19 protein-coding genes and 1 riboswitch are annotated in these 26,677 nt (G+C 73.3%); of the genes, 7 read left to right on the forward strand and 12 right to left on the reverse strand.

Features of this window, described 5'->3' with window-relative positions:
- Nucleotides 1–152: 152 nt before the first annotated feature.
- Together ABZU43_RS28550 and ABZU43_RS28555 are read right to left on the reverse strand one after the other, a co-directional pair.
- A complete protein-coding gene (locus ABZU43_RS28550) occupies nt 153–2,987 on the reverse strand; it encodes a Na+/H+ antiporter subunit A (protein WP_355009527.1) in 2,835 nt (944 codons plus the stop codon).
- A gap of 715 nt (nt 2,988–3,702) precedes the next feature.
- Entirely contained in the window at nt 3,703–4,089 is a 387-nt protein-coding gene (locus ABZU43_RS28555) for a hypothetical protein (RefSeq protein WP_355009528.1), read from the reverse strand.
- A gap of 178 nt (nt 4,090–4,267) precedes the next feature.
- Here ABZU43_RS28555 and ABZU43_RS28560 point away from each other — a divergent pair, with 178 nt between their 5' ends.
- Nucleotides 4,268–8,938, forward strand: a complete 4,671-nt coding sequence (locus ABZU43_RS28560; RefSeq protein WP_355009529.1) for a DEAD/DEAH box helicase — start codon at nt 4,268–4,270, stop codon at nt 8,936–8,938.
- A gap of 115 nt (nt 8,939–9,053) precedes the next feature.
- Here the strand turns inward: ABZU43_RS28560 and ABZU43_RS28565 are convergent, their stop codons facing one another.
- The gene (locus ABZU43_RS28565; protein ID WP_355009530.1) at nt 9,054–9,608 is read right to left on the reverse strand and encodes a hypothetical protein; all 555 of its coding nucleotides are present in this window, start codon (nt 9,606–9,608) and stop codon (nt 9,054–9,056) included.
- A 102-nt stretch (nt 9,609–9,710) separates the two neighbouring features.
- Here ABZU43_RS28565 and ABZU43_RS28570 point away from each other — a divergent pair, with 102 nt between their 5' ends.
- On the forward strand, nt 9,711–10,511 hold the full coding sequence (locus ABZU43_RS28570; RefSeq protein WP_355009531.1) for an SAM-dependent chlorinase/fluorinase: 801 nt from the start codon (nt 9,711–9,713) through the stop codon (nt 10,509–10,511).
- A 25-nt stretch (nt 10,512–10,536) separates the two neighbouring features.
- Nucleotides 10,537–10,779, forward strand: coding sequence for a CPCC family cysteine-rich protein (locus ABZU43_RS28575; RefSeq protein WP_238671784.1), 243 nt, complete (start codon nt 10,537–10,539; stop codon nt 10,777–10,779).
- Nucleotides 10,780–10,812: 33 nt separating this feature from the next.
- On the opposite strand, the gene ABZU43_RS28580 is transcribed toward ABZU43_RS28575, so the two are convergent.
- Nucleotides 10,813–12,075 carry a hypothetical protein gene (locus ABZU43_RS28580; protein ID WP_355009532.1) on the reverse strand — a complete coding sequence of 421 codons (1,263 nt, stop codon included), beginning with the start codon at nt 12,073–12,075 and terminating at the stop codon, nt 10,813–10,815.
- A 109-nt stretch (nt 12,076–12,184) separates the two neighbouring features.
- Here ABZU43_RS28580 and ABZU43_RS28585 point away from each other — a divergent pair, with 109 nt between their 5' ends.
- Together ABZU43_RS28585 and ABZU43_RS28590 are read left to right on the forward strand one after the other, a co-directional pair.
- A complete protein-coding gene (locus tag ABZU43_RS28585) occupies nt 12,185–12,994 on the forward strand; it encodes a DNA-formamidopyrimidine glycosylase family protein (protein WP_355009533.1) in 810 nt (269 codons plus the stop codon).
- A gap of 165 nt (nt 12,995–13,159) precedes the next feature.
- Nucleotides 13,160–16,771 (forward strand): hypothetical protein, encoded by a 3,612-nt coding sequence (locus ABZU43_RS28590; RefSeq protein WP_355009534.1) that lies wholly within the window; start codon nt 13,160–13,162, stop codon nt 16,769–16,771.
- Nucleotides 16,772–16,842: 71 nt separating this feature from the next.
- Here the strand turns inward: ABZU43_RS28590 and ABZU43_RS28595 are convergent, their stop codons facing one another.
- The 7 genes from ABZU43_RS28595 to ABZU43_RS28625 form a co-directional block, all read right to left on the reverse strand.
- On the reverse strand, nt 16,843–17,628 hold the full coding sequence (locus tag ABZU43_RS28595) for a hypothetical protein (RefSeq protein WP_355009535.1): 786 nt from the start codon (nt 17,626–17,628) through the stop codon (nt 16,843–16,845).
- Between the two features lie 23 nt (nt 17,629–17,651).
- Complete coding sequence (locus ABZU43_RS28600; RefSeq protein ID WP_355009536.1) at nt 17,652–18,527, reverse strand: PspA/IM30 family protein; 876 nt, start codon at nt 18,525–18,527, stop codon at nt 17,652–17,654.
- A gap of 196 nt (nt 18,528–18,723) precedes the next feature.
- Entirely contained in the window at nt 18,724–19,158 is a 435-nt protein-coding gene (locus ABZU43_RS28605) for a helix-turn-helix transcriptional regulator (RefSeq protein ID WP_355009537.1), read from the reverse strand.
- Nucleotides 19,159–19,367: 209 nt separating this feature from the next.
- The gene (locus ABZU43_RS28610) at nt 19,368–19,862 is read right to left on the reverse strand and encodes a CinA family protein (protein WP_355009597.1); all 495 of its coding nucleotides are present in this window, start codon (nt 19,860–19,862) and stop codon (nt 19,368–19,370) included.
- A gap of 223 nt (nt 19,863–20,085) precedes the next feature.
- The gene (pgsA, locus tag ABZU43_RS28615; RefSeq protein ID WP_355009538.1) at nt 20,086–20,676 is read right to left on the reverse strand and encodes a CDP-diacylglycerol--glycerol-3-phosphate 3-phosphatidyltransferase; all 591 of its coding nucleotides are present in this window, start codon (nt 20,674–20,676) and stop codon (nt 20,086–20,088) included.
- A gap of 77 nt (nt 20,677–20,753) precedes the next feature.
- Nucleotides 20,754–22,262, reverse strand: coding sequence for a 30S ribosomal protein S12 methylthiotransferase RimO (gene rimO / locus ABZU43_RS28620; protein WP_355009598.1), 1,509 nt, complete (start codon nt 22,260–22,262; stop codon nt 20,754–20,756).
- 79 nt (nt 22,263–22,341) lie between these two features.
- Nucleotides 22,342–23,265: an ornithine cyclodeaminase family protein gene (locus tag ABZU43_RS28625; protein WP_355009539.1), complete on the reverse strand. Its 924-nt coding sequence runs from the start codon at nt 23,263–23,265 to the stop codon at nt 22,342–22,344.
- A 91-nt stretch (nt 23,266–23,356) separates the two neighbouring features.
- A riboswitch (guanidine-III (ykkC-III) riboswitch) is annotated at nt 23,357–23,428 on the forward strand.
- Between the two features lie 61 nt (nt 23,429–23,489).
- On the opposite strand from ABZU43_RS28625, the gene ABZU43_RS28630 reads away from it, so the two are divergent.
- Both ABZU43_RS28630 and ABZU43_RS28635 read left to right on the forward strand, forming a co-directional pair.
- Nucleotides 23,490–23,804, forward strand: a complete 315-nt coding sequence (locus ABZU43_RS28630; protein WP_355009540.1) for an SMR family transporter — start codon at nt 23,490–23,492, stop codon at nt 23,802–23,804.
- Nucleotides 23,805–23,886: 82 nt separating this feature from the next.
- Nucleotides 23,887–24,132, forward strand: coding sequence for a hypothetical protein (locus tag ABZU43_RS28635; RefSeq protein WP_112586600.1), 246 nt, complete (start codon nt 23,887–23,889; stop codon nt 24,130–24,132).
- Between the two features lie 66 nt (nt 24,133–24,198).
- On the opposite strand, the gene ABZU43_RS28640 is transcribed toward ABZU43_RS28635, so the two are convergent.
- A complete protein-coding gene (locus tag ABZU43_RS28640) occupies nt 24,199–26,658 on the reverse strand; it encodes a DNA translocase FtsK 4TM domain-containing protein (protein ID WP_355009541.1) in 2,460 nt (819 codons plus the stop codon).
- Between the last annotated feature and the right edge of the window lie 19 nt (nt 26,659–26,677).

Below are 26,677 nucleotides of genomic sequence, written 5' to 3' on the forward strand. Positions count from 1 at the left end.
CGCGGGGCTCGCAAACCCGGCTCACTCCTCGCGCTCACCGCGCCACCCCTGTTCGCGACTGCGGGGCTCGCAAACCCGGCTCACTCCTCGCGCTCACCGCGCCACCCCTGTTCGCGACTGCGGGGCTCGCAAACCCGGCTCACTCCTCGCGCTCACGCCCGGTCCCCCTTGTCGACGGCCAACCCGCCGCTGGCCGTTCCAGTGGCCTCGATGTGCCGGTCCACCTCGGCACCGAGGCTGCGCAGGATGTCCAGGACCAACCCGATCACCACCAGGTACACGCCGATGTCGAAGAAGAGCGACGTGACCAGATGGGCGTCGCCAATCAGCGGCAGGGTTCGGTCGACCTTCGCGCTCTCCAGCACCGACCCGCCGAGCAGCAGCGCCACCACACCACTGCCCACCGCCATGGCCAGCCCGGCGCCGAGGATCGCGCCAGCGCCGATCGGGGCCGCCTCGGTCAGCTCGTACCGGCCGCCGGCCAGGTAGCGCACCACCAGGGCGAGACCCGCCACCAGCCCGCCGGCGAACCCGCCGCCCGGCGCGTTGTGCCCGGAGAAGAGCAGGAACAGCGAGAACAGCACCACGGTGTGGAAGATCAGCCGGATGACCACCTCCAACACGATCGAGCGGCGCTCCTCGTAGAGGGTGGGGCCACCGCGCAGCCACACCGGCCGGCCGCGTCCGCCCTCCTCCTGCTCGGCACCGGGCCGGCGCGGCCGCGGCCCGGTGCGGGAGCGCTCGAAGATCAGGCTGGCCACCCCGGTCGCGGCCACCACCAGCACCGCCAGCTCGCCCATCGTGTCCCAGGCCCGGATGTCGACAAGGGTCACGTTGACCACGTTGCGGCCGTACCCGTGCACCACCGCCAGATCCGGAAAGGCGGCGGAGATGTCCGGCGCCCGGCGTGCCCCGACGGCGGTGAGGGCCAACCCGGCGGCCACCACACCCGCCGCCACCCCGATCACCCGACGGACCCAACGGGTACGGCGCAGCGGGCGGGCCGAGAACCGCTCCGGCAGGCGACGCAGCACCAGCACGAAGACCGCGATCGTCGCGGTTTCCACCAGGAACTGGGTGAGCGCCAGGTCGGGCGCTCCGTGCAGCACGAACAACATCGCCGTGCCGTAGCCGGTCATGCCCACCAGCAGCATCGCGGTCAGCCGGCGGCGGGCACCGACCGCCAGCACCGCCGCCACCGCGATCACCACGACGACCACCGGTTGCAGCGCGCTGTCCCAGAGTGGAATCCGCGCCCGCCAGGGGCTGGCGGAAAGCATCGCCGCACCCGGCACCAGCACCAGTGTCACCAGGATGATGCCCAGATACTGCGGCAGTGAGCCACGCTGGGTCGCGCTGGTGACCTCGATGGCCAGCCGGTCGAACCGGCCGACCGCCCACTCGTACCCCTGGTTGCCCCCCACCGGTGACCGGAGTCGGGCCAGCACCGGGGCGAGCGGCCCGCGCACGGCGAAGAGCAGACCGCCACCGACGAGCGCCAGCACGGACAGGCCGAGCGCCGGGGTCGGTCCGGCCCAGAGCGCCAGGTGCGCGTCGACACCGCCGAGCAGATCGGCGTACGGGCGCAGCAGGTCGTCCAGCACGCTCGCGGCCGGACCGGCGAGCAGACCGACACCGGCGAGCACCGCGGGCGGGACCAGCATCGACGCGGCGATCGACCCCGGCGGGACTGGCGCCACACCCGGCCGGTCGGCGAACGCGCCCCAGAGGAAGCGGGCGCTGTACGCGACGGTGAGCACCGTCCCGGCGACCAGGCCGGTGAGGAGCACCGGCTGGTCGGTGAACGCCGCGAACACCGCCTCCTTGGCCACGAAGCCGACCAGCGGCGGCACACCGGCCATCGACGCCGCGGCCAGCACTGCGACCACGAACAGCGGCCGGGACCAGTGCCGCACCCCGGACAGCTCGCGCAGGTCACGGGTGCCGGCACCGTGGTCGATGATGCCGACGACCAGGAACAGCGCCGCCTTGAACAGGGCGTGCGACAGCAGCATCGCGGTGCCGGCCAGCGCGGCGTCGGGCGTGCCCGAGCCGGTCACAGCCACCAGCAGGCCGAGCTGACTGACCGTCCCGTACGCCAGCAGCAGCTTGAGGTCGGTCTGACGCAGCGCGGCCCACCCGCCGAGCAGCATGGTCGCCACACCGGCGACCTGCACCAGCGGCCGCCACGGGCCGACCGTGGCGAGCACCGGCGCGAGCAGCCCGACCAGGTAGACACCGGCCTTGACCATGGCGGCGGCGTGCAGGTAGGCGCTGACCGGCGTGGGTGCCGCCATCGCGACCGGCAGCCACGAGCTGAACGGCAGCACCGCCGACTTGGACAGCGCGCCGGCCAGGATCAGCAGCACGGCGCCCACCAGGTACCCGCCTCCGGGCAGAGGCTGCTGGCTGATCTCCGACCAGCGGTAGGTGCCGGCGTGTTCGCCTAGCATGATGAAGCCGACCAGCATGGCGAGTCCGCCCAGCGTGGTGACTGTCAACGCCTGCGCCGCCGCCCAACGGCTGGACCGCCGTTCGGTGCTGTGCCCGATCAGCAGGTACGAGAAGATCGTGGTCAGCTCCCAGCCGACGTAGAGCAGCAGCAGGTCGTCGGCGAAGACCAGCGCGAGCATCGCGCCCGCGAAGGCGACCAGGACCGCGACGAACCGCGCCAGCCCGCTGGAACCGGCACCGAAATACCGGGCGCTGTAGACCAGCACCAGCGTGCCGACGCCGCCGATCAGCAGCGTCATCAGCCAGGACAGCGTGGTGAGCCGGAACGCGATGTCGAGGCCCAACTGCCGGATCCACGGGTACGTCTCGACCACCGCCCCGCCGTCGGCGACGGCCGGAGTGCGGGCCACCGCCCAGCAGAACGCGGCAGCCGGCGCGAGCGCCAGCGGGTAGCACGCGCGCGGACCCCACCGGCGGACGAGCAGGGGCGCGGCGAGGGCCGCCACGAGATGGAGGATGAGCAGTACCAGCACCTGCGCTCCCGATCGACATGGCCGACGCCCGTGGCAGCGGTGGCGCCTAGCAGCGATCAGACGCCAGTTCCTCCCCCGCCGGGCGGTTTTGCCAGAATTCGTCCCCCCAAGCCCTCCAACTCCACACCACCCTGACCCCCACCCACCCCCGTTCTCCCCCGCTCGCGCCGATCTTGCAGTTTCGGATGTCGACTCGCGCGGAATGCCCGCTATGCCACGACAGCAAGTGCAAGATCGCGGGGAACGAGCAGCGCACCCCGGTCGATCATGGAGCTGTGGTGCCCGATTTGGTCTTTCACGGGGCACTTGTCACCCACCACAACTCCTTGATCGACGAGGGTGGGGGCGGGCGCGGGCAGGACGAGGGGTGGGGGCGGGCGGGCAGGACGGGGGGCGCGGGCGGCGGGGAGGGGTACGGGGCGCGGGCGGAGGCGCGAGGCCCGGGCGGGCGCGCGAGGCCCGGGCGGGCGCGGGGAGCGAGCGGAGCGCGCGGGGAGCGAGCGGAGCGCGAGGCACAGGCGGGGTGCGGCGCGGGGAGCGAGCGGGGCGCGGGGAGCGAGCGGGGCGCGGGGAGCGAGCGGGGCGCGGGACACAGGCGGGGCGCCAGTGGGGCGCAGGGCACAGGCGGGGCTCGCGGGCGCGGGGTGGGGGTGGGGGTGCGGGTGGGCCGGTGACGGGGACTTTTGATTGACGGGGGTGGGGCGGGGCGGGGTTGTCAGGTCAGGAGGGCGTTGTTGAGGGGTTGCGCGTCGCCGGGTGCGGGGCGGTCGCGGCGCAGCTCGGCCAGCAGGTCGGGGCGGCCGAGTTGGCGGGCGACCCGGTCGACGACCCGCTCGGCGGCGGTCAGCGAACGCACCGACAGCAGGCGGCCACGGCTCTCGCGACGCAGCACGAAGTAGTGCACTGCCACGCGGACCTGACCCCGGTCGGCGGCGCTGGCCTGGGCGGTGCAGAGAACCATCTGGCGTAGACAGTGGGCGAGGCGTTCTGCGAGCTCGAGCTCGGGGCCGTGCAGGCCGGCGCGGAGCGCGGCGAGGTGGCTGTCGACCTTGCGAATCAGCACGTCGGTGCCCGGTTCGACGGTGCGCTGCTCGCCGGCCATCAAATCCCCTCACCCCGGTTCGCGTTGCGAGTGAAGTTACTTTATGTTGCTCCTTAGAAGCAAACAGTTAAGTGAGACTTAACGTATTAAGCGCACCTTCCACGCTTTTTGCCTTTTGCTGGTTCATTCCGTCGTGAGGTCGCTCGTGGATGTCGGACCCGCGGGGCACGATGGACCGGTGACCGGGGCAGACGCAGACGCCGGCGCGGTGCTGGCCGGGTTCGGCCCGGCCACCCGCGCCTGGTTCGACAACGCCTTCGCCGCCCCGACCGCCGCGCAGACCGGCGCCTGGCGGTCGGTCGCCGCCGGGCGCAACGCGCTCGTCGTGGCGCCCACCGGCTCGGGCAAGACGCTCGCGGCCTTCCTCTGGTCACTGGACCGACTCGCCAGCGAGCCAGCACCGGCCGAGGCCCGCCAGCGGTGCCGCGTGCTCTACGTCAGCCCGCTCAAGGCTCTCGCCGTCGACGTGGAGCGCAACCTGCGCGCCCCGCTGGCCGGCATCCGGCAGGCGGCCACCCGGTTGGGCGTCGCACCGCCCGACATCACCGTCGGCATGCGCACCGGCGACACGCCCGCCGACGAGCGACGCGCCTTCGCCCGCACCCCACCGGACATCCTCATCACCACGCCCGAGTCGCTGTTCCTGCTGCTCACCTCCGCGGCTCGCGACTCGCTGCGCGGCATCCAGACGGTGATCGTCGACGAGGTGCACGCGGTGGCCGGCAGCAAACGCGGCGCCCACCTCGCCCTCTCTCTCGAACGCCTCGACGAGCTGCTGCCCGCCCCGGCGCAGCGCATCGGCCTCTCGGCCACCGTCCGGCCGATCGACGCCTGTGCGCAGTTCCTCGGCGGCGCCCGCCCGGTCGACGTGGTGCAGCCGGCCACCCTGAAGACCATCGAGGTCAGCGTCGAGGTCCCGGTGGAGGACATGACCCGCCTGGACGAGCAGGAGCAGCCACCGGAGGACGACCTCGGCGGCCCCGGGCCACGTCGGGCGTCGATCTGGCCGGCCGTGGAGGAACGGGTCTTCACCCTCATCGGGCAGCACCGCTCGACCATCGTCTTCACCAACTCCCGGCGTAGCGCCGAGCGCCTCTGCGCCCGACTCAACGAGCTGGCCGCCGAGGCGGTGGCCGCATCCGCGTCGGTCGAGGGCGCGATCGGCGTACCGGAGGGGTTGCCGGCCGGCGACGACCCGGCGGGCGACGGTGACCCGGCATCCGGCGCGCAGCGCTGGGGCGGTCCCGCCGGTCCGCTGCGCAACCGGCCGCCGGCCGAGGTGATGGCCCAGTCCGGCGCGGCCACCGGCGCGGCGCCCGTGATCGCCCGCGCCCACCACGGCAGCGTCTCCCGGGAGGAGCGCAAGCACATCGAGGAAGCGCTCAAGTCCGGCCAGCTCCCGGCGGTGGTGGCCACCTCCAGCCTGGAGCTCGGCATCGACATGGGCGCTGTCGACCTGGTGGTGCAGATCGAGGCGCCGCCCAGCGTGGCTGCCGGTCTGCAACGGGTCGGCCGGGCCGGGCACCAGGTGGGCGCGGTCTCGCGGGGGGTGGTCTTCCCCAAGCACCGCGGCGACCTGCTCTCCTGCGCGGTGGTCGCCGAGCGGATGACCGCCGGAGCGATCGAGGAGCTGCACTACCCGCGCAACCCGTTGGATGTGCTGGCCCAGCAGATCGTGGCGATGGTGGCGCTGGAGCCGTGGACGCTGGGCGACCTGGCCGTGCTGGTCCGCCGGGCCGCGCCCTTCGCCGAGCTGCCCGACTCGGCGCTGCACGCCGTGCTCGACATGCTCTCCGGCCGCTACCCGTCCACGGCGTTCGCCGAGCTGCGCCCCCGGCTCGTCTGGGACCGGGCCACCGATGTGCTCACCGGCCGCCAGGGGGCGCAACGCCTCGCGGTGACCAGCGGTGGAACCATCCCCGACCGGGGTCTGTTCGGGGTCTTCCTGGCCGGCGCCGAGCGGGCCGCCCGGGTCGGCGAGCTGGACGAGGAGATGGTCTACGAGTCCCGGGTCGGTGACGTCTTCCTGCTCGGCTCGTCCTCCTGGCGGATCGAGGAGATCACTCCGGACCGGGTGCTGGTCTCGCCCGCCCCGGGGCAGGCCGCCCGCATGCCGTTCTGGAAGGGCGACCAGCTGGGCCGGCCGGTGGAGCTGGGCCGGGCGATCGGCGCCCGGGTCCGCACCCTGCTGCGCCAGACCGACGAGGCGGCAGTGGCCGCGCTGCGCGACGGTGGGCTGGACGACTGGGCCGCCAACAACCTGATGGCCTACCTGCGCGAGCAGCGGGAGGCCACCCGCTCGCTGCCCGACGACCGCACGGTGGTGGTCGAGCGGTTCCGCGACGAGCTGGGTGACTGGCGGCTAGCCGTGCACAGCGTGCTCGGTGCCCGGGTCAACGGACCCTGGGCCCTCGCGGTGGGCCGCCGGCTGGCCGAGCGGTACGGGGTCGACGCCCAGGTGATGCCCTCCGACGACGGCATCGTGGTGCGTCTTCCGGACACCGCCGACGAGCCGCCCGGCGCCGACGTGGTGGTCTTCGAGCCCGACGAGATCGCCCAGCTCGTGGAGGAGTCGGTCGGCACCTCCGCCCTGTTCGCCGCCCGTTTCCGGGAGTGCGCCGCCCGGTCCCTGCTGCTGCCGCGCCGCGACCCGCGGCGTCGCCAACCGCTCTGGCAGCAACGGCAGCGGGCCGCGCAACTGCTCGACGTCGCCCGCGAGTACGCGGACTTCCCGGTCACCCTGGAGGCTGCCCGGGAGTGCCTCCAGGACGTCTTCGACCAGCCGGCGCTGGCCGGGTTGATGCGCGACCTGGCCACCCGCAAGGTGCGGCTGGTCGAGGTGGAGACCAGCGCGCCGTCGCCGTTCGCGCGGTCGCTGCTCTTCGGCTATGTCGGCGCGTTCCTCTACGAGGGTGACGCCCCGCTGGCCGAGCGCCGCGCCGCCGCACTCGCCCTCGACTCCACGCTCCTCGGCGAGCTGCTCGGCCGTGTCGACCTGCGGGAGTTGCTCGACCCGGCGGTGCTCACCGAGACCGACCGGCAACTGCGGTGGCTGACCGAGCAGCGCCGCCCCCGCGACGCCGAGGACGTCGTCGAGCTGCTGCGGGTGCTCGGTGACCTGAGCGACGCCGAGTTGACCGAGCGGGGTGTGCCGGAGACGTGGCTCAGTGAGCTGGAGGCCACCCGCCGGGTGCTGCGGGTCCGGATCGCGGGCGAGCAGCGCTGGGTGGGTGTCGAGGACGCCGCCCGCCTGCGCGACGCCCTCGGCGTGGCGCTGCCGATGGGGGTGGCTGAGGCGTACCTCGCCCCGGTGGCCGATCCGCTCGGTGACCTGGTGGCCCGCTACGCCCGCACCCACGGGCCGTTCGCCGCGGCGAGCTGCGCGGCCCGGTTCGGGCTCGGTGTGTTCGTCGTCGAGCAGGCGCTGCGCCGACTCGGCGCCACAGGGCGGGTGGTCTCCGGGGAGTTCACACCGGATTCGGCCGGCGCCCAGTGGTGTGACGCCGAGGTGCTGCGGATGCTGCGTCGTCGCTCGCTGGCGGCGCTGCGCCGGGAGATCGAGCCGGTGCCGCCCCGGGCCCTCGCCACGTTCCTGCCGCGCTGGCAGCAGGTCGGCTCGTCCGCCCGAGGTGTGGAGGCGCTGGCCGCCACCGTGGAGCAGTTGCAGGGCACTGCGGTTCCGGCGTCAGCTCTGGAACGCTTGGTGCTGCCCGCCCGGGTCGCTGACTACTCCCCCGCCCAGCTGGACGAGCTGTGCGCCAGCGGGGAGGTGCTCTGGGCGGGGTCGGGCGCGATCTCCGGGGGCGACGGCTGGGTAACCCTGGCGTACGCGGACGCCGCACCGCTGCTGCTCCCGCCGCCCGACGAGGCGTTGACCCGTACCCCGCTGCACGACGCGGTGCTCGACGCGCTCGGCGACGGGCAGGCGCTCTTCTTCCGCCCGCTGGCCGACCGGGTCGGGTCGACCGACGACGCCGCGTTGACCGCTGTGATCTGGGACCTGGTCTGGGCGGGCTACCTCAGCAACGACACCCTCGCCCCGCTACGCGCGGTGCTCGGCGCCGGCGGCGCGCACCGCTCCCGGCCGTCCGCGCCCCGCACCCGTTACCGGCGGCCCGGTCGGGTGGCGCTGCCGACCCGGGGTGGCCCGCCGACGGTCGCCGGCCGCTGGTCGCGTCTTCCGGCGCGGGACCTCGACCCGACCCGGCGGGCCGCCGCGCTCGCCGACCTGCTGCTGGAGCGGCACGGGGTGGTCACCCGGGGCGCGGTGATGGCCGAGCAGGTGGTCGGTGGGTTCTCGGCGGTCTACCCGGTGCTGTCGGCGCTGGAGGAGCGCGGCGCGGCCCGCCGGGGTTACTTCGTCGAAGGGCTCGGGGCGGCGCAGTTCGCCGTACCCGGTGCTGTGGACCGGCTGCGCGCGCTGGCCGAGCCGACCGACGGCGCCCGGGGTCGGGGCGCGGTGGCGACGGTGCTCGCCGCGACCGACCCGGCCAACCCGTACGGTGCGGCGCTGCCCTGGCCGGAACGGGTGATCGACTCCGGCGACGGCGCCACCCCGGCGACCGGGCACCGGGCCGGTCGCAAGGCGGGTGCCCTGGTGGTGCAGGTCGGCGGAGACCTCGTCCTCTACGTCGAACGCGGCGGCCGAACGCTGCTCTCCTTCACCGACGACACCGACGCGCTCGCCGCAGCCGGCAAGGCGCTCGCCGACGCCGTCCACTCGGGGGCGTTGGGCGCGATGTCGGTGGAGCGGGCCGACGGCGAGGCGGTGCACTCGTCGCCGCTGCGGGACGCGTTGACCGCCGCCGGCTTCCGGGCCACCCCCCGGGGCCTACGCCTGCGCGGCTGACCCGCCGAGGACCCGCCGAGGGCAATTCCGCAGAGAGCTTGATGTCTGTGAGTCATCACGATGACTCACAGACATCACGGTCAAAAGAACAACATGCTCCGGCCACGCCGGTGGCTCAGCCCAGCCTGTCGAGGGCCTTTTCGTAGCCGGGGCGGTCGGCGGCCGGGGTCTTCGCCTCCAGGTAGTTCAACACCACCGCGCCGCGCCGGTACGACTGGCCACCCCACGTCTCCGCGATGTCACTGGCGCTGGTCTCGTCCGGGAAGACGTACACGGTTACGGCGTCGGTGGCGATCAGCTCGGAACAGCCCAGGCCGAGGCCGTCCGGCCCGCAGTCGACCGAGCGGTCCTTCGGGTGCGGCACCTTCAGGCCGGCGGCACGGAAAGCGTCGACGACCTGCTTCGCGCCGGGCGCGCTGGCCGGACGCTTGGGCAGCACCACCGGCGGCGGGCTGGCCGGCCGTCGCTGCGTCGTGCCCTGGGCAGCGGGGGGCGGGGTCGCGCCGTCGGCACTGGGTGCGGCCTGGGGCGTCGGCAGGCCGGTCGGGGCCGCCTCGGACGAGACGGACGGGGTCGCGGTCGGGTTGCCGTCGTCGTCACTGCCACAACCGGCGCTGAGGGCGACGGCGACCAGCAGGATTCCGACTGCGGGGAGGTTCCGAGTTGTCACCAGGGCAGTCTGCACAACCTCTTCCCGCGGCGGGAGGGGCCGGTCGGCCACTGCGCTGTCCCGTATCCGCCAGCACGGCGCAGGTTCCACTAGCCTGCGGGCATGTCCGCCGCGCCCTGGATCTCGCTGACCACCGACTACGGCCTCACCGACGGCTTCGTGGCCGCCTGCCACGGGGTCATCGCCCGGATCGCACCGGCCGCACGGGTGATCGACGTGACCCACCTGGTCCCGCCGGCTGATGTCCGGCGCGGTGCTGCCGTACTGGCGCAGACCGTGCCGTACCTGCCGGTGGGAGTGCACGTGGCGGTGGTCGATCCGGGTGTGGGCACCGCCCGGCGGGGGGTCGCGCTGGCCACCCCGGGCGGACTGCTGGTCGGACCGGACAACGGGTTGCTGCTGGACGCGGCCACCGCGCTCGGTGGGGTGACCGGCGCGGTCGAGCTGACCGAGCCGCGCTGGCTGGCCGCTGAGGTGTCCGCCACGTTCCACGGCCGGGACGTCTTCGCACCGGCGGCGGCCCGGCTGGCGCTCGGCGCACCGCTGGCCGAGGCGGGCCCACCTGTCGATCCCGCCGGGCTGGTGCGACTCCCGGCGCCGACGGTGTCCCGGGACGCCGAGGGCTTCACCGCCGAGGTGCTGACAGTGGACCACTTCGGCAACGTCCAACTTGCCGCGCCGGCCGAGTTGCTCGATCGGCTGCCGGCCACGCTCCGGGTGGGTCCGCCGGGACCGACGCCGACCCTCGCGGCGGTGCACGGGCGCACCTTCGGCGACGCCCCGGCCGGAGGCCTGGTGGCTTACGTCGACTCGGCCGGTCTGGTGGCGGTCGCGGTCAACGGCGGGCGGGCCGCGGACCTCCTCGCCGCCTTCCCGGGGGACCTCCTGCGGGTATCGGGCTGATGTTCGACTGTGGAATGCTTCTCCGGTGGGTGAGCATGTGGTTCCTGTGGGCTGTCCCTGCTGTGCATCCCGAACCGGCGGGGGGACCTGCCCCGTCTGTTTCTGGACCGACGACGGCCAGACCGACGCCGACGCCGACGCCGTCCGGGGCGGCCCCAACGGCGACCTGAGCCTGACGCACGCCCGCCTCAACTACGCCGTCTACGGCGCCAGCCACCCGCGCTACCAGGACATGGTGCGCACGGCTCGCCCCGACGAGCGCCCCTGACATCGACGGAGCGCCCGACGGGGTGAGCGTGGCTCAGCAGACCGGCACGCTGCCGCCGTACACGCTGGAGATGTATGCGTGGCTGACGTACTGGCCGCTGACCAGACGGTTCCAGCGGGTGGTGGTCCGGTAGGGGCCGGCGACCGACTGACCGGTGACGTAACACTGGATCGGCACGTGGGCCAGCCGGGCAGCGAGGCCTCGCGTCGCGTACGACGTGCTGGCCCCGGTGCGGATGTTGAGCGGCCCGTCACCGACGACACCGCGCGGCCCCCCTCCGGTCCACAGGTACGCGACGTCCACCCAGGAGTTGGTGGTCAGTAGCAACCCGTCCCAGAACGTCCCGTCGGCCAGGTCGATGCCGGCCGGGTTGAGCACGGTCCGCCCGAACTGGTCCCGTCCGCCGTTGTAGCCGGACTGGTACGCGGCCTGCGCCTCGGGCCGGCCCTGCGGCAGGTTCTTCCAGTTCTCCCGAACCGACGAGGGGTTCCAGTAGTCGTCGCGGGTGTTCCACGGCCCGACGTCCCAGACCGGGGCGTACTCGCAGCGGGAGCCGCTGGTGGTGCAGACCCGCACTGTGTAGTCGCCGGTGTTCAACGGGGAGAGCCCCCGCCGCGACGGCAGCGCCGCGAAGTGGTCCCGGGGTTGCACGGTACGGCCGTTGGCGGTCAGCTCGCCGACCAGGCCGATACGGGTGGCGTACACCCGGTAGGTGCGGCCGGGCGTGGCGGCGGAGACGGCGACGTTCGCGTCGGCGGTGAGCCGCACGCTCCGTGCCGTCGCCGTGGCGCCGCCGTCGGGGGCGGTGAGCACCACCCGGGTCTGCACCCTGGTGACCGGCCGGTCGAAGACCGCGCCGGTGGTGGCCGCCCGCCACTCCGTCCAGCCGGCGGCCCGCCAGCCGCGAACCTGCGCCTCCACTGTCGCCCCTGCCGGAACTGCGGCGTTGATCTCAGCGCGGACCCGGGTGGCCGGCCGGGCGAGAGTACGGGGAGCGGCCAGCAGCATCCCCTCGGCGACAGCACTGTGCGGGCTGCGGGCGCCGCGCCCGTTGGCGCGGGCATCCCGCAGGCGGAGGCCGGCGGCGCTACGCCGGACGTTGACATCGTCGCGGTCGACGATGGTGAGGTCGACGCTCCACCGTTCGTCGCCGGGCGCGGCGGCGACGAGAGTGATCGGAGCGCCGCCGGGTGCGGCCGGGGCAGGGCCGCCGGCGGGTAGCAGCGCTGCGGCGAGCAGAAGTGCGAGGGTGGCGATGAGGGCGACGGATGGGATACGACAAGAGGGTCGCGTCATGGGCATTCTCCTCAGAACCCCCTGACCTTCGCATGTCGGTAGATCATGAGGAACCTGAGTACAAATAGCGACACATGCGAATCTTGCTCGAAAGAGGGAGGATGGCAGGGTGCCCGAAGGCGACACCGTCTGGAACACCGCGCGCGTGCTGCAGCGTGCGCTGGCCGGCGCGCGGATCACCGGCAGTGACTTCCGGGTGCCGCAGCTGGCGACCACGGACCTGACCGACTGGACCGTCCGTGAGTCGGCCAGCCGGGGCAAACACCTGCTGCTGCGATTCGACGCCCCGACCGGGGAGCATTGGACCCTGCACTCCCACCTGCGGATGGACGGCGCCTGGCGGGCGTACGCCCCGGGGGAACGCTGGAGCGGACGGCCCGCGCACCTGATCCGGGTGGTGCTGCGCAGCCCTGGCGCTGTCGCGGTCGGCTACCACCTGCACGACCTGACCCTGGTGCCGACCGCCGACGAGGGCCACCTGGTCGGCCACCTCGGCCCCGACCTGCTCGGCGCCGACTGGGACCCGGCCGAGGCGGTCCGTCGGCTCGCCGACCACCCCGAGCAGACCATCGGCGAGGCGCTGCTCGACCAGCGCAACCTGGCCGGTGTGGGCAACCTCTACAAGTGCGAGGTGCTGTTCCTGCGGGGCGTGTCACCGTGGACCCCGGTCGAGAAAGTGCCCGACCTGCCGGGCCTGGTGGCCCTCTCCCAGCGGCTGCTCGCCGCCAACCGGGGCCGGTGGACGCAGAGCAGCACCGGCTCACTGCACCGGGGGCAGACCAGCTACGTGTACGGCCGCCGCGCTCAGCCCTGCCGCCGCTGCGGCACGGCCATCCGCAAGGAGGAGCTCGGCGAACGGGTCACCTACTGGTGCCCGGTCTGTCAGCCCGAACTCCCGCGCCCCTCATCATCCGGCTGACCAGGCTCTCGCCAGACGGGATCCACGGCAGAAACGGACGATTGGGTAATTCCTAACCGGCCGCCGGAGTCGCATGCTGCGGTTGAGCGCTCACCGACCGTCAGCAGAGTGCCGAGGTCCCCCACGCCGGGGTGGCGGACCTCGCGCCCCGAACCGGGGAGAGTCATGGCGATGTTCCGCAGACTCCGCTCCACCTTCTTCGAGCGGACCACCCGCGACACCGAGGCCGACAGCCGGGCCGCGTCCGTGCCGACCCCGCGTACCACCGACGAGGCCGTCGTCACGCCGAGCCTGGACCCGGCCGTCGTGCCCCGCTACTTCGGCCCGGTACCGAACTTCGCCCACAGCCCTCGCCCGACCCGGGGCCCCGACGGGCAGGTGGTGGCCGGGACCGGGCTGCGCAAGTTCGTCGACCCACTGCCCGTCCCGGGCCAGCCCGGCCGCGGCGAGCTCGGCAGCCACCTGCCGGTGGCGGTGCCGGACACCATCAGCTATCCGGGCTGCGACTACTACGAGATCGGCCTGCAGGAGTACGCGCAGCGGCTGCACCGGGACCTGCCGGTCACCCGGCTGCGCGGCTACCGGCAACTGAACCTTGGCACCGACCCGGCCGGACACAACACGGTGGCGCCTCCGGAGCGGCCCTGGCACCTCGGGCCGATGATCAGCGCCCGTCGGGGTCGACCGGTCCGGGTGAAGTTCATCAACCAGCTCCCCACCGGCCGGTCCGGCGAGCTGTTCCTACCGGTCGACGACACCGTCGAGGGAGCCGGCCTGGGCCCACTGGACGGCCCGGCGCCGTACCCACAGAACCGGGCCGTGCTGCACCTGGCCGGGGCGCAGACCGGCTGGACCAGCGCGGGCAACCCGGGGCAGTGGATCACCCCGGCCGGGGAGATCACCCCGTACCCGACCGGGCCCGGCCTGGCTCACGTGCCGGACATGCCGGCGCCCGGCACCGGGGCCACCACGCTCTACTTTCCGAACGAGCAGAGCGGCCGGCTGCTGTGGTTCCACGACAACACCCTCGGCCTGGCCCGACTCACCGTCTACGGCGGACAGCTCGCGCTCTACCTGATCGCCGACCCGGCCGAGGACCAGCTCGTCGCCGACGCGGTGCTGCCGGCCGACCAGGTGCCGCTGGTGATCGAGGACAAGACGTTCGTTCCGGACGACACCCAACTCGCCGCCGAGGACCCGACCTGGGACCGGGAACGCTGGGGCGCCCGGGGAAGCCTCTGGCACCCGCATGTCTACCAACCCCGGCAGAACCCGTACCGGTCCGGCGGACGCAACGCCACCGGCCGGTGGGACTACGGACCCTGGTCCCGCAACCCCGCCTCCGGCGACGCCCCCGCCGACGGTTGGGTGCCGAACCCGCACCACGACCCGGTCGGCGCGCCGGACGAGCCGCCGTCGAGCCCCGGCGTACCGCACCCGTCGGCGGTGCCCGAAGCGTACGGCGACACCCCGCTCGTCAACGGCGTCGCCTACCCGTACCTGGAGGTGCGGCCGCGCGCGTACCGGTTCCGGATCCTCAACGCCTGCCTGGACCGCAGCCTCAACCTTCAGCTCTACCGCGCCTGCTCCGACGCGGCGATGTGGACGGCCGACGGGGCGCTCGCCGACCCCGACGCCGGTGAAGTGCCGATGGTGCCAGCCGCGCGGGCGGCGGACCGTCCGGCGGGGTGGCCCACCGACGGACGCGACGGCGGTGTGCCGGATCCCCGCGCTGCCGGCCCGGAGTTCATCCAGATCGGCAACGAGGCCGGCCTCCTGCCGGCGCCGGTGGTGCTGCCGAACCAACCGATCGGCTACCGCTACGACCGGCTCGACCCGACAGTGCTGAACGTCGACGGACACACAGTGCTGCTCGCCCCGGGCGAACGGGCCGACGTGCTCGTCGATTTCACCGCCGTGCCGCCGGGTAGCACGCTGATTCTCTACAACGACGCTCCGGCCCCACTGCCCGGCTTCGACAGCCGCTACGACCAGCACACCGATGCCCCGGACCGCAGCGCCGGTGGCGGCCCGCCCTCGACCGAACCGGGGTACGGCCCGAACACCCGCACCCTGCTCCAGTTCCGGGTCACCGGGACGCCCGAGCCGCCGTACGACCTGAGCCGGCTGCGCGAACGGCTGCCCCTGGCGTACGCGGCCAGCCAGCGCCCGCCGATCGTCCCGCAGCCGGCGTACGACAGGGCGTTCGGCACCCGGACACCGGCGCAGACGACGGTGCCGGTGCACGCCTCCACTGTGACGTTCACGCCGACGGCCGGCACCGGCCCGGTGACCCTGCCGATCGCGGTGAAAGCCGCGCAGCAGATCTTCGAGCCGGACCACGGCCGGTCGGCGGGCCGGCTCGGCGTCGGGCACCCCCATGCCGGGCCGCTCAACCCGACGACGCTGCCGCTCGGTACGACCGACCCGGTCACCGAGGTGCTCTTCGCCACCGACCCCGCCGTGCCGGTGGGCTCCCCCACCGACGGCACGCAGCTCTGGCGGATCAGCGGCAACGTCCGGCAGACCGAGCCGTTGCACGTCGCCGGCTGCGACGTGCAGGTGATCAACCGGGTTGGCTGGGACGGCACGCTGCGACTCCCGCACGGCACGGAGCTGGGGTGGAAGGGGGTCATCCGGGTCAACCCCCGGGAGGACGTGGTGGTGGCGCTACGCCCGGTCGCGCCGGTGCTGCCGTTCAAGCTGGGAGACAGCGTCCGGTTGCTCGACCCCTGCCGTCCGGCCGGAGCGCGGACCGGGTCGACGCCGATCAGTCCGATCGACGGGCGACCGGCCACCGTGGTCAACCAACTGGTCAACCTGGGCTGGGAGTACCGCTGGCACAGTCAACTCGCCGGCCACCGCGACGGCGGGATGAGCCGGCCGCTGGTGCTGCGGGTGGCGCCGAAGGCGCCGACCGGGCTGACCGCCACACCGGTGTCCGGCTCGGCCACCGCGTTACCCGCGATCGCGCTGGCCTGGACCAGCAACGGCGGGCGTCCGCCCGCCACCAGCCACCTGCTGCAACGGGCCACCGACGCGACCTTCGGCGGCGAGGTCACCACGATCACCGTCGCGGCAGCCGCCACCCGCTACACCGACGCGACAGTCACCCCCGGGGTGACCTACCACTACCGGATCCGGGCGGAGAACGCGGTCAGCTACTCGTCCTGGTCGAACGGGGTACCCGCATCGGTACACCTGGCCGCGCCGAGCGGTCTGGCCGCGACGCTCCCGCCGGCCGCCCCGCTGCGGGTGGCGCTGCGCTGGACGAACCGCTCGTTCGCCACCGGCATCGACGTGCAGCGGGCCACCAACCCGACGTTCACCAGCGGCCCGGGCACCACGGCGATAGGGGTGGGCGACAACCACCTGGACGCGACAGTGGCACCGGACACCACGTACTACTACCGGGTGCGCACCACCTACCTGGGCTCCGCCTCCGCGTGGTCGACGGTCGCCACGGTGACCTCGCCGCCCGCGCCGGGAACCCCTACCGGGGTGAGCGCCACCGCCAGCGCACCGGGGCCGGACACCGCGACGGTGATCCTGGCCTGGGAGGCGAGCACACCCGGCGGCCCCGGGGCCGGGTTCATCGTGCAGCGGGCACTCGACCCGGCCTTCGAGCAGGAGACGGCCACCTTCACGGTGACCGGCCGCGGCTTCACCAACACGGGGTTGGCCCGGGGCGTCGCGTACCACTACCGGATCCGGTCGTTCAACGTCGTTGGCGCCTCGCCGTACACCGGACCGGTCCTGGTGACGACACCACAGTGACCGGCCCGGGGGCCGACGCGGCCTCCCCGGGGTGCGTTGTCAGCGCGCTGCCTCTCGGAGCGCGTGCGCCGTCAGCGCGTCGGCGCACGCAGCGGGGTGCCGACGGCCCGCAGCTCGGCGAGCGCCCCGGCGACCCCGTGCAGCAGGTCGGTCGCCTCGGTGAGCCGGTCGGCGGCCGGATGGGCGGTCTCCGGTCGGGAGTCCTCGGCCAGGTAGCCGGCGGCGGCGACCACCAGCCGTTCGTATGCCGCCACCCCGCCCTCCAGTTGCGCGGTCAGCGCGGCGTGCGCCTCGGCCAGCGGTGGTCGGGCGTCGGCCGGGGCCAGCCGTAGCGCCCGTTCGACGCTGGCCACCCGAGCGGCCAGGTCGCGCAGCGAGCGGTCGGCGGCGGCAGCCTCCAGCACCGCCGGCTCGGCCAGCCCGGTGAGTCGGGGGGCCATTCCGGCCAGGGTGAGCGCCGCCCGGTCCAGTCGGGCCCACTGCTCTCCGGCGCTGGTGCCGCGCAGAGCGATCCGGGAGCGGACCCGGCGTACCTCGGCCAGTACGCCCGGGCCGACCGGCAGCCGCTCGACGGCGGCGATCAGTCGGGCCCGCGACCGGGCCGCCGCCTCGGCCGGGTCGAGCGCTGGGGGCGCCGGCTGGGCGGCCAGGGCACGCACGTCGATCCAGCGCCAGGCGGCGAGCGCCACAGCGCTGCCCGCGGCGCCGGCCCAGGCCGCGTCGGGCAGACCAAGGCCGGCGTACGGAGTCAGCACCGCCGCCGCGCCGCCGAGCCCACCGGCCAGCACGCTCCACCGTCGGGCCGACCGGCGAAGCCGACCCAGCCTCCGGAAGTACCGGGTCCGCTCGTCTGCCACAGTGCCCCCCTCGATCCGGTCGTTCAGCCGGCGGCGGTCGGGTCGCCGGTGCCCCGCTCGCGAGCCATGCTGGCGCGCAGCTCGTCCAGCCGGGCGGCGGCCGTCGGGTCGTTGGCCGGGCCGGTCTTCTCGGCCTGCGGGACGGCAGGTCGCTGCTGGGCCGTGCCGCCGAGCTGCTCCCCCGCCATGCTGGACCGGATCTGCTCCAGCCGGGCGGAGCCGGCCGAGTCGATCGTGGCCTTCTGAATTTCCAACATACGGCCCTCGACGGAGTTGCCGGCCAGTTCGGCGCGACCCATCGCGTTGGCGTACCGCCGCTCGATGCGGTCGCGCACCTCGTCCAGCGACGGGGTGGTGCCCGGCGCGGTCAGCGACGACATCGACTCCAGCGAGCGGGCCACCGTCTCCTGCATCTTGGCCTGCTCCAGCTGGCTGAGCAGCTTGGTGCGCTCGGCGAGCTTCTGCTGGAGGATCATCGAGTTGTTCTCGACGGCTCGGCGGGCCTGGGCGGCGGCGCCCAGCGCCTGGTCGTGCAGCGTCTTCAGGTCCTCGGTGGCCTGCTCGGCGGAGACGAGCTGGCTGGCCAGCGTCTGCGCGGACTGCTCGAACCGCACCGCCTCGGCCTCGTCGCCCTTGGCCCGGGCCTGGTCGGAGAGCACCAGGGCCTGGCGGGCGTTGCCCTGCAACCGCTCGACCTCGGTCATCTGCCGAGACAGCTTCATCTCCAGCTGACGCTGGTTGCCGATCACCGCGGCAGCCTGCTGAACCAGCGCCTGGTGCTGCCGCTGGGCATCCTCGATGGCCTGCTGGATCTGCACCTTGGGATCGGCGTGCTCGTCGATCTTCGCACCGAAGAGCGCCATCAGGTAGTTCCAACCCTTGACGAACGGGTTCGCCATCTCCGCGGTATCCCCTCAGTAGCGTCGCTCCACCACGGCCGGCCGGCTGAACCGGCCGACCGTTGCCGGCCGGTCTCCATCGTCCCAGCCGAACGCCAATGAGGCATCCGTACCGGGCGGTCGACAGCACCGGCGGCTCCTGCGAGCAACCCTACGCGGCCGGGGCCAGCCCGCCCATGGTCAACAAAATCGCGGCTCAGGCCGCGCAGACCACGTCCCGGTCGCGCTCGGTCGGGCGGACCCGGGTGCTGCGCAGGGTGGCCTTGAGCGGCGAGTCCTGGCGGACCGAGACGGCGACCTTGCCGTCGGAGGTGACCTGACGGACACCCCGGTTGGTGCTCTTGGCAGCGGCTTCGGCCGGCTCGTCCGGCATCGAGACGAGCACCTCGGGCATCTGCTCGGCGAGCGCCACGGTGTCGCTCACCTCACGCAGCAGCTCGGAGAGGCGGGCACCGAGGGCGTCGCAGATCGCGGCGAGCAGCTCGCTCGACGGCTCCTTGTGCCCGCGCTCGATCTCGGAGAGGTAGCCGAGGCTGACGTTGGCGGCGGTGGAGACCTCACGCAGCGTGCGCTGCTGGCCCTGCCGGCGCGCTCGCAGTGCGTCACCGATCACCCGGCGTAGCAGGATCATCGCACCTCCCCCTGAGGGATACCTCGCGCTCGCCGCTGGGCGGCCGGCTGCGGCGGACCGCGCCGACCCCGAACGTCGGAGCCTTCCCGCAACCGTACCCGTTGCGGGCGCGGGCGACATCCCGCCCCGCCCGTCGGTTCGTCGGGACGGGCACGACGACGCCCGCGTGGCGTCGGCTCGGGTGGCTCTGACCGTTTCGGCCCTGGCGTTCACGAGGTTGTGGCGGCCAGCCGCTCGGAGAGCAACCGCAGCGCCTCGACCACCGCCGCCGCTCGGACGTGGTCCCGCCCGCCGCCCAGGTCGAGCTGGCGGACCTCGCTGCCGTCCGGTCCGGCGACCGCGACGTAGACCAGGCCGACGGGTTTCCCGTCCTGCGGCTCCGGGCCGGCGACCCCGGTGGTGGCCAGCCCCCAGTCCGCGCCGCACCGCTGCCGGCCGCCCTCGGCGAGCGCCACCGCCACGTCCGGGTCCACCGGCCCCCGGTCGGACAACAGATCAGCCGGTACGCCAGCCAGCGTCGCCTTCAACTCGGTGGCGTAGACCACGAGGCCGCCCCGGTAGACCCCGCTGACCCCGGCGATGTTCACGATCGAAGCGGCGAGCGACCCACCGGTGAGCGATTCGACTGTGGCCAGGGTTTCGTGCCGCTCGGCCAGCCGGTGCACGACCCCCGCCGCAGCACTGCCGACCTCGGTACCGCCCACCCCGTCACCAGCGACCCCGGCACCACTCGCCCCGCCACCGTTCACCGACACCCCACCCTCCGTCGCAGAAACCAGTCGTTCCCCACCCACCAGTCCCCAACCCAATCACCCGATCCGACCCCAACCCCACCCGATCGCGGTGATCATGGAGTTGGCGTCACGACACGCCGTCCGGCAGGGCGACAACCCCATGATCAACGGCGGAAAGCGGGGCCCGGGACTGTCAGCGGGGGCGGCGGAGGCGGAGGGCCTGCGCTACGTAGTCGAAGCCGGTGGCGACCGTGACCAGGACGGCGGCGGCCATGATCCAGGGGCCGACGGCGGCGAGCGCGGCCGGCATCGGCCAGAGGTACCAGGCGATGGCGAGGATCTGGAGCGCGGTCTTGACCTTGCCACCTCGACTGGCGGCGATGACGCCGTGCCGGATCACCCAGAACCGCAGCCCGGTGATGCCGAGCTCGCGAACGAGGATCAGCGCGGTCACCCACCAGGGCAGCTGGTCGTACCAGGAGAGCAGCACCAGCGCCGCGCCGGTCAGCGCCTTGTCGGCGATCGGGTCGGCCACCTTGCCCACCGAGGTGACCAGCCCGAAGCGGCGGGCGATCCAGCCGTCCACCAGGTCGGTCGCCGAGGCCACCGCGAAGATCAGGCAGGCCGCCATCCGCCAACCGGTGTGGGTCATCCCGGACATGATCACCGAGGCGGCGAAGACCGGCACCAGCAGCAGCCGCAGGGCGGTCAACGCGTTCGCCGCGTTGACGACGGGCACCACGGCCACCACCCGGCCCGGCGTCGACTCCGTCGCCCCGGTCACCGCCGCACTCCGCTCGGGCCGCCGTGGCGTTCCCGGCACCGCACCACCTGGGTCCCCCACTCCGCTCGGACCCGCCGTCACCGTGCCGCGCCGGGCGCCGCCGAGATCATCTCATCCGGCACAGCGAGCAGGTCCACCCCTTCGGTGCCGGTCACCGTTGCGCGTACCAGATCGCCCGGGCGCAGCGCGGCCAGGTCGACCCCGCCCTCGACCGGGGCGACGAGGGTGGTGGAACCGTCCACCTCCGGCGCCTGGTGGGCCGCCCGGCCCTCCACCACGCCGTCCTCGATCGAGTCGACAAGCACCTCGACGGTCGATCCGAGCCGGTCTTCGGCCCGCTGCGAGCAGAGCTCGTCGGCGAGGGCGCTGAGCCGGTCGTAGCGCCGCTTGATCGTCGCGGCGGAGACCTTGCCGGGCAGGCCGGCCGCCTCGGTGCCGTCCTCGTCGCTGTAGTCGAACATGCCGATCGCGTCGAGCCGGGCCTCGGTCAGGAACCGGACCAGCTCGTCGACGTCGCCACGGGTCTCGCCGGGGAAACCGACGATGAAGTTGCTCCGGGCGCCGGCGTCCGGAGCAAGGGCGCGGGCACTCGCCAGCAGCTCCAGGAACCGGTCGGTGGACCCGAAACGCCGCATCCGGCGCAGCACCGGCTCGCTGGAGTGCTGGAACGACAGGTCGAAGTACGGTGCCACGCCCGGGGTGGTCGCGATCGCCTCGACCAGCCCGGGCCGGGTCTCGGCCGGCTGGAGGTAGCTGGCCCGCACCCGGACGATGCCGGTCACCGCGGCGAGCTGGGGCAGCAGCTTCTCCAGGGCGCGCGGGTCACCCAGGTCCTTGCCGTACGAGGTGGAGTTCTCGCTGACCAGCACCAGCTCCCGTACGCCGGTCTTGGCCAGCCACTCCGCCTCGGCGAGCAGCTCGTCTGGCGTACGCGAGACGAAGGCCCCCCGGAAGGCCGGGATGGCACAGAACGCGCAGCGGCGGTCGCAGCCGCTGGCCAGCTTCAGCGAGGCCACCGGACCGGTGTCGAGCCGTCGACGCAGCACCTGGCGCAGGTGTGCCGGGGTGTGCTCGTCGGTGTCGACGACGGTGCGGGTCACCGTGCCGTGGCCGGGAAGCGACACCCCGCTGTCGCGGCGCTGCACCGGGGTCAGCGGCAGCAGCTCGCGCCGGTCCCGTGGGGTGTGCGCGCTGATCTGCTCGCCGGCGACGACGGCGTTCAGCCGGGCGGCGATGTCGGGGTAGTCGTCGAAGCTCAGCACCGCCTGGGCCTCGGGCAGGCTGTCGGCCAACTCACGGCCGTACCGCTCGGCCATGCAGCCTGCGGCGACCACCTTGGCGCCCGTTCCGGCGGCGGCGAGCAGGGTCTGGATCGAGTCCTGCTTGGCCTTCTCCACGAAGCCGCAGGTGTTGACGACCACCACGTCGGCGCCCTCGCCGTCGGTGGTCACCTGCCAGCCGTCGGCGTGCAGGCGGGCGGCCAGCTCCTCGGAGTCGACCTCGTTGCGGGCACAGCCCAGGGTCAGCAGGGCGACGCGACGGCCGTCGGCGTGGTCAGCGGGAGAAGGAGAGGTGGCAGACACCATCCGAGGGTACCGGGCCGGCCGGGTGAGCCCACGCACGCGGGCTGCGGAGACGGTCGACACGGAGGAGAACGTCATTCCGTCAGCGCGCCTCGGCGCCAACCCGGGTCAGCGCGTCGAGCAGGAACACCTCGGTGCCGGCCAGGCCGGTGCAACAGAAGACGGAGATCTGGTCCGCGGTGGTCCGGCCGGGGACCGCGCCGGCCAGGATGCCGCCAAGGTCGCGCAACCGCCCGGCGTACGGGGGTGTGGCCGCGAGCATCGGCGGCTGGTAGTCCGCCGCCTGGGCCGGTGAATCGGTGACCAGCAGGTCGGCGGTGTCCAGCAGGTCGGTGCCGAACTCGCTGCGGTCGCGCTGCTTGAAACCGACCGCGTTGACGTGCGTGCCGGGGCTGAGGTCGGCGGCGCAGAGCACCGGGGTCGGGCTGGTGGTCGCCAGCACCACCAGGTCCCGCCCGGTGGCGGCCGAGCCCGGATCTGCCACCGCACGGGCCGGCACGCCCAGTTCGACACGGACCCGGGCGGCGAAGGCCTCCCGGCGAGCTGCGGAGCGGCTGTGCACCACCACCTCGCGCAACGGGCGGACCGCGGCGGCTGCCCAGACCTGGGTCCACGCCTGCCGACCGGAGCCGATCACCCCGAGGGTGGCGGCGTCGCGACGGGCCAGCGCGTCGACCGCGAGACCCCCCAACCCTCCGGTACGACGGGAGCCCAACTCCTCGCCCACCGCGACCGCCCGGATCGCCCCGGTCCGGGCGTCGTGCAGCACCACCAACTGCTCGCCCTGCGGGTGACCGAAGGTGTCGTAGGAGCGGTAGCCGTACCACTCGTCGACCAGGTGCCCGGCGGTGAGCACCATCCGCCCGCCGCCCAGCGGTACGGCGGCCCGCGGCGGCGCGATCAGGCGTCCCTCGTACGCGGCCAGGAGGGCGGCGCGCATGGCGGCGACCGTGGTGGCGGCGTCCAGCGCGGCGGCGACCTCGGGGTCGGCGTAGAGCATGGTCATGGTGGCGATACTGCAAGTTGAAGTCAGGTAGAGGTCAACGGGTCGTGGTGACGGTCACCGTCCCGCCACCACGGGCGGTGCTAGCGTCGGCACCGGCGGCCGGATGCTCGTGGCCGCTCCGGACGAGTGGTGGGCGTACCCGGTCAGGCCAAGACGCCCCGCGTGACGTGCAGACTCGACTCGTCCCGGCGCGGCAGCCCCGGGCGCTTCCGGTGAGGTGAACGATGGCCTGGCTCGTACTGGTGATCTCGGGACTGTTGGAGACGGCCTGGGCGATCGCCCTGGACCGCAGCGCCGGCTTCAGCCGGCTGGTCCCGTCAATGGTGTTCGTGGTGACCCTGCTGCTGAGCATGGCCGGGCTGTCGTACGCGCTCCGGGACATCCCCGTCGGCACCGGCTACGCGGTCTGGGTCGGCATCGGCGCGGTCGGCACCGCGCTGGTCGGGATGCTGGCGCTCGGCGAGTCGGCGAGCCTGCCCCGGATTCTCTGCCTCTTCCTGGTGGTCGCCGGCGTGATCGGCCTCAAGATCTTCCACTGAGGTGCCGCGCAGGCAGGCGTGATGGGTGCCAACAGTGGGTATTGATCGATTCGTCACGACAGGCTCTCACTTGGAGGAAGACATGGCCGACATGCCGAGCACCGCCCGTCCCCGCAGCAACGCCGCCCGCATCCTCACCATCGTGGGCTTCGTCTTCGCGGTCCTGGCCCTGCTGCTCAACCCGATCATCTTCGGCGTGCTCGGTGTCATCGCGGGCGTCGTCGGCGCGGTTCTCGGTGACAAGCCGCTCGGTTGGTACGCCGCCGTGGCGAGCGTCGTCGCCGCGATCATCAGCCTGGTGATCATCGGCGCGCTGATCAACAACTGACCACTCTCTTGTCGCGGGCCCGCCGGGATCCGGCGGGCCCGTCGTGCGTCCACTGTCGACAGTAGGTCAGTCCACGTCGCCGCGCAGGCCGGTCAGGACCTCGTCCAGCTCGTCCGGCTTGACCAGCACGTCGCGCGCCTTCGACCCCTCGGACGGCCCGACCACTCCCCGGGTCTCCATCAGGTCCATCAGGCGGCCCGCCTTGGCGAAACCGACCCGCAGCTTGCGTTGCAGCATCGAGGTCGAGCCGAACTGCGAGGTGACCACCAGCTCCACCGCCTGCACCAACAGGTCCAGGTCGTCGCCGATGTCCTCGTCGATCTTCTTCTTGCTCTCCTGCGCCGGGGCCAGCACGTCCTTGCGGAATTCCGGCTCACGCTGGTCCTTGCAGAACTTCACCACGTCGGCGATCTCCCGCTCGGTGACCCAGGCGCCCTGGATCCGGACCGGCTTGGAGGCGCCCATCGGCAGGAAGAGCCCGTCACCACGGCCGAGCAGCTTCTCCGCGCCCGGCTGGTCGAGGATGACCCGGGAGTCCGCGAGGGAGGAGGTGGCGAACGCCAGCCGGGACGGCACGTTCGCCTTGATCAGACCGGTCACCACGTCGACCGAGGGGCGCTGGGTGGCCAGCACCAGGTGAATGCCGGCGGCCCGGGCCAGCTGGGTGATCCGGACGACGGAGTCCTCCACGTCGCGCGGCGCGACCATCATCAGGTCCGCCAGCTCGTCCACGATCACCAACAGGTACGGGTACGGACGCATCTCACGTTCGCTGCCCGGCGGGGCCTTGATCTCGCCGTTACGGACCTTGCGGTTGAAGTCGTCGATGTGCCGGACCCCGTTGGCGGCGAGGTCGTCGTAGCGCATGTCCATCTCGCGGACCACCCAGTCCAGCGAGTCGGCCGCCTTCTTCGCGTTGGTCACGATCGGAGTGACCAGGTGCGGGATGCCCTCGTAACCGGTCATCTCGACCCGCTTCGGGTCGATCAGCAGCAGCCGCACCTCGTCCGGGGTGGCCCGGGTGAGGATGGACACCAGCAGGGTGTTGAGACAGCTCGACTTGCCCGCGCCAGTGGCTCCGGCGATCAGGATGTGCGGCATCTTGGCGAGGTTGGCCACCACGTAGCCGCCCTCGATGTCCTTGCCGAGCGCCACGACCATCGGGTGGTGATCGCTGGTCGCCGCGCGCGAACGCAGCACGTCACCGAGGGCCACGTTCTCCGGGTCGGCGTTCGGGATCTCCACGCCGACGGCGCTCTTGCCCGGGATCGGACTGAGGATCCGTACGTCAGGCGACTTCACCGCGTACGCGATGTTGCGGGACAGCTGGGTGATCCGCTCGACCTTGACGCCGTGCCCCAGCTCCACCTCGTACCGCGTGACGGTCGGGCCACGGGTGAAGCCGGTGACGGCGGCGTCCACGTCGAACTGGTCGAACACGCCGGTCAACGCGGCGATCACCTCGTCGTTGGCCTTGCTGCGGGTCTTCGCTGCGGCCCCGGCACTGAGCATGTTGGCCGGCGGCAGGGTGTAGTCCCCGGAGAGCCCGGTCAACGCCAGCTGCTCGGCCCGGGTCGGGGCGGGCGAGTGCTCCGGCGGCTCGACCGACGGCTTGCGGCTCGCCGGCACCTTCGCCGGAGACTTGCGCGGCAGCACCATGGTTTCCTGGAGGTCCGCGCCGTCCAGGTCATCGAAGTCGTCCGGGTCCAGTGGTGCGGGCATCCGCTTCGCCGGTCGCTTACGCGCCGGCTTGGCGGCCACCTCGTCCGCCTCCTCATCCGCCTCCGGTGCGCCGACCAGCCCACCGGCGAGCAGGCCCAGCCGCTCCGGGATCTTGTTGATCGGCGTCGCGGTCACCACCAGCAGGCCGAAGAGCAGCAGCAGGACGAGCAGCGGCACCGCCACCCAGGCGGTGACCGCCCGCTCCAGCAGCCCACCGACGCCCGCGCCGACCAGGCCGCCGGCGAAGTCACGCTCCAGCGGGTCGACCGGATCCTGACCGATCTGGAGCAACGCGGCGGTCGACACCAGCAGCGAACCCCAGCCGATCAACCCACGGCCGCGGTGCTCCGGATCGGCCGGCTGACGCATCAGCCGCCACGCACCGATCATCAGCAGCACCGGTACGACAACCGAGATCGCGCCCAGGAACAGCCGGATCGTGTCGGCCAGTCGCGCGCCGACCGGCCCCGCTCCGGACAACCAGAGCGCCACGGCGCTGAGCAGAGCGAGCCCGAACAGGAGCAGCCCGGCGCCGTCCCGGCGGTGCTCCGGGTCGAGGTCGCGGGCCGACGCAGCCTGCCGGCCAGCGGCACGCACCGCCCAGCCCATCCCGTGCGCCAGCCCCATCCACAGTGCACCCACCGCACGGCCGACGTAGACCGCCGGGCCGGGCCGGGCCGGCGTGGTGCGACGTCGGACCGGTGCCCGGGTGGTCTTCTTCGCCGGTTGACGGGCACGACTGTTGGTGCCACCGCGCGGCGACGCGCCGCGCCGCCGGCTCGCCTGAGAGGTACGGCCCGCCATAGAGTCACGGTAACGGTGG

The organism is Micromonospora sp. NPDC005205, from assembly GCF_040608275.1.
Classification (GTDB): Bacteria; Actinomycetota; Actinomycetes; order Mycobacteriales; family Micromonosporaceae; genus Micromonospora.

Bases quoted from the DNA above. Each gene is read 5' to 3' on its own strand.
- ABZU43_RS28635 (WP_112586600.1), top strand. From the start codon at position 23,887: ATGGCCGACATGCCGAGCACCGCCCGTCCCCGCAGCAACGCCGCCCGC.
- ABZU43_RS28600 (WP_355009536.1), bottom strand. From the start codon at position 18,527: ATGGCGAACCCGTTCGTCAAGGGTTGGAACTACCTGATGGCGCTCTTC.
- ABZU43_RS28630 (WP_355009540.1), top strand. From the start codon at position 23,490: ATGGCCTGGCTCGTACTGGTGATCTCGGGACTGTTGGAGACGGCCTGG.
- ABZU43_RS28555 (WP_355009528.1), bottom strand. From the start codon at position 4,089: ATGGCCGGCGAGCAGCGCACCGTCGAACCGGGCACCGACGTGCTGATT.
- ABZU43_RS28640 (WP_355009541.1), bottom strand. From the start codon at position 26,658: ATGGCGGGCCGTACCTCTCAGGCGAGCCGGCGGCGCGGCGCGTCGCCG.
- ABZU43_RS28570 (WP_355009531.1), top strand. From the start codon at position 9,711: ATGTCCGCCGCGCCCTGGATCTCGCTGACCACCGACTACGGCCTCACC.
- ABZU43_RS28580 (WP_355009532.1), bottom strand. From the start codon at position 12,075: ATGACGCGACCCTCTTGTCGTATCCCATCCGTCGCCCTCATCGCCACC.
- ABZU43_RS28605 (WP_355009537.1), bottom strand. From the start codon at position 19,158: ATGATCCTGCTACGCCGGGTGATCGGTGACGCACTGCGAGCGCGCCGG.
- ABZU43_RS28625 (WP_355009539.1), bottom strand. From the start codon at position 23,265: ATGACCATGCTCTACGCCGACCCCGAGGTCGCCGCCGCGCTGGACGCC.
- rimO (WP_355009598.1), bottom strand. From the start codon at position 22,262: ATGGTGTCTGCCACCTCTCCTTCTCCCGCTGACCACGCCGACGGCCGT.
- ABZU43_RS28590 (WP_355009534.1), top strand. From the start codon at position 13,160: ATGGCGATGTTCCGCAGACTCCGCTCCACCTTCTTCGAGCGGACCACC.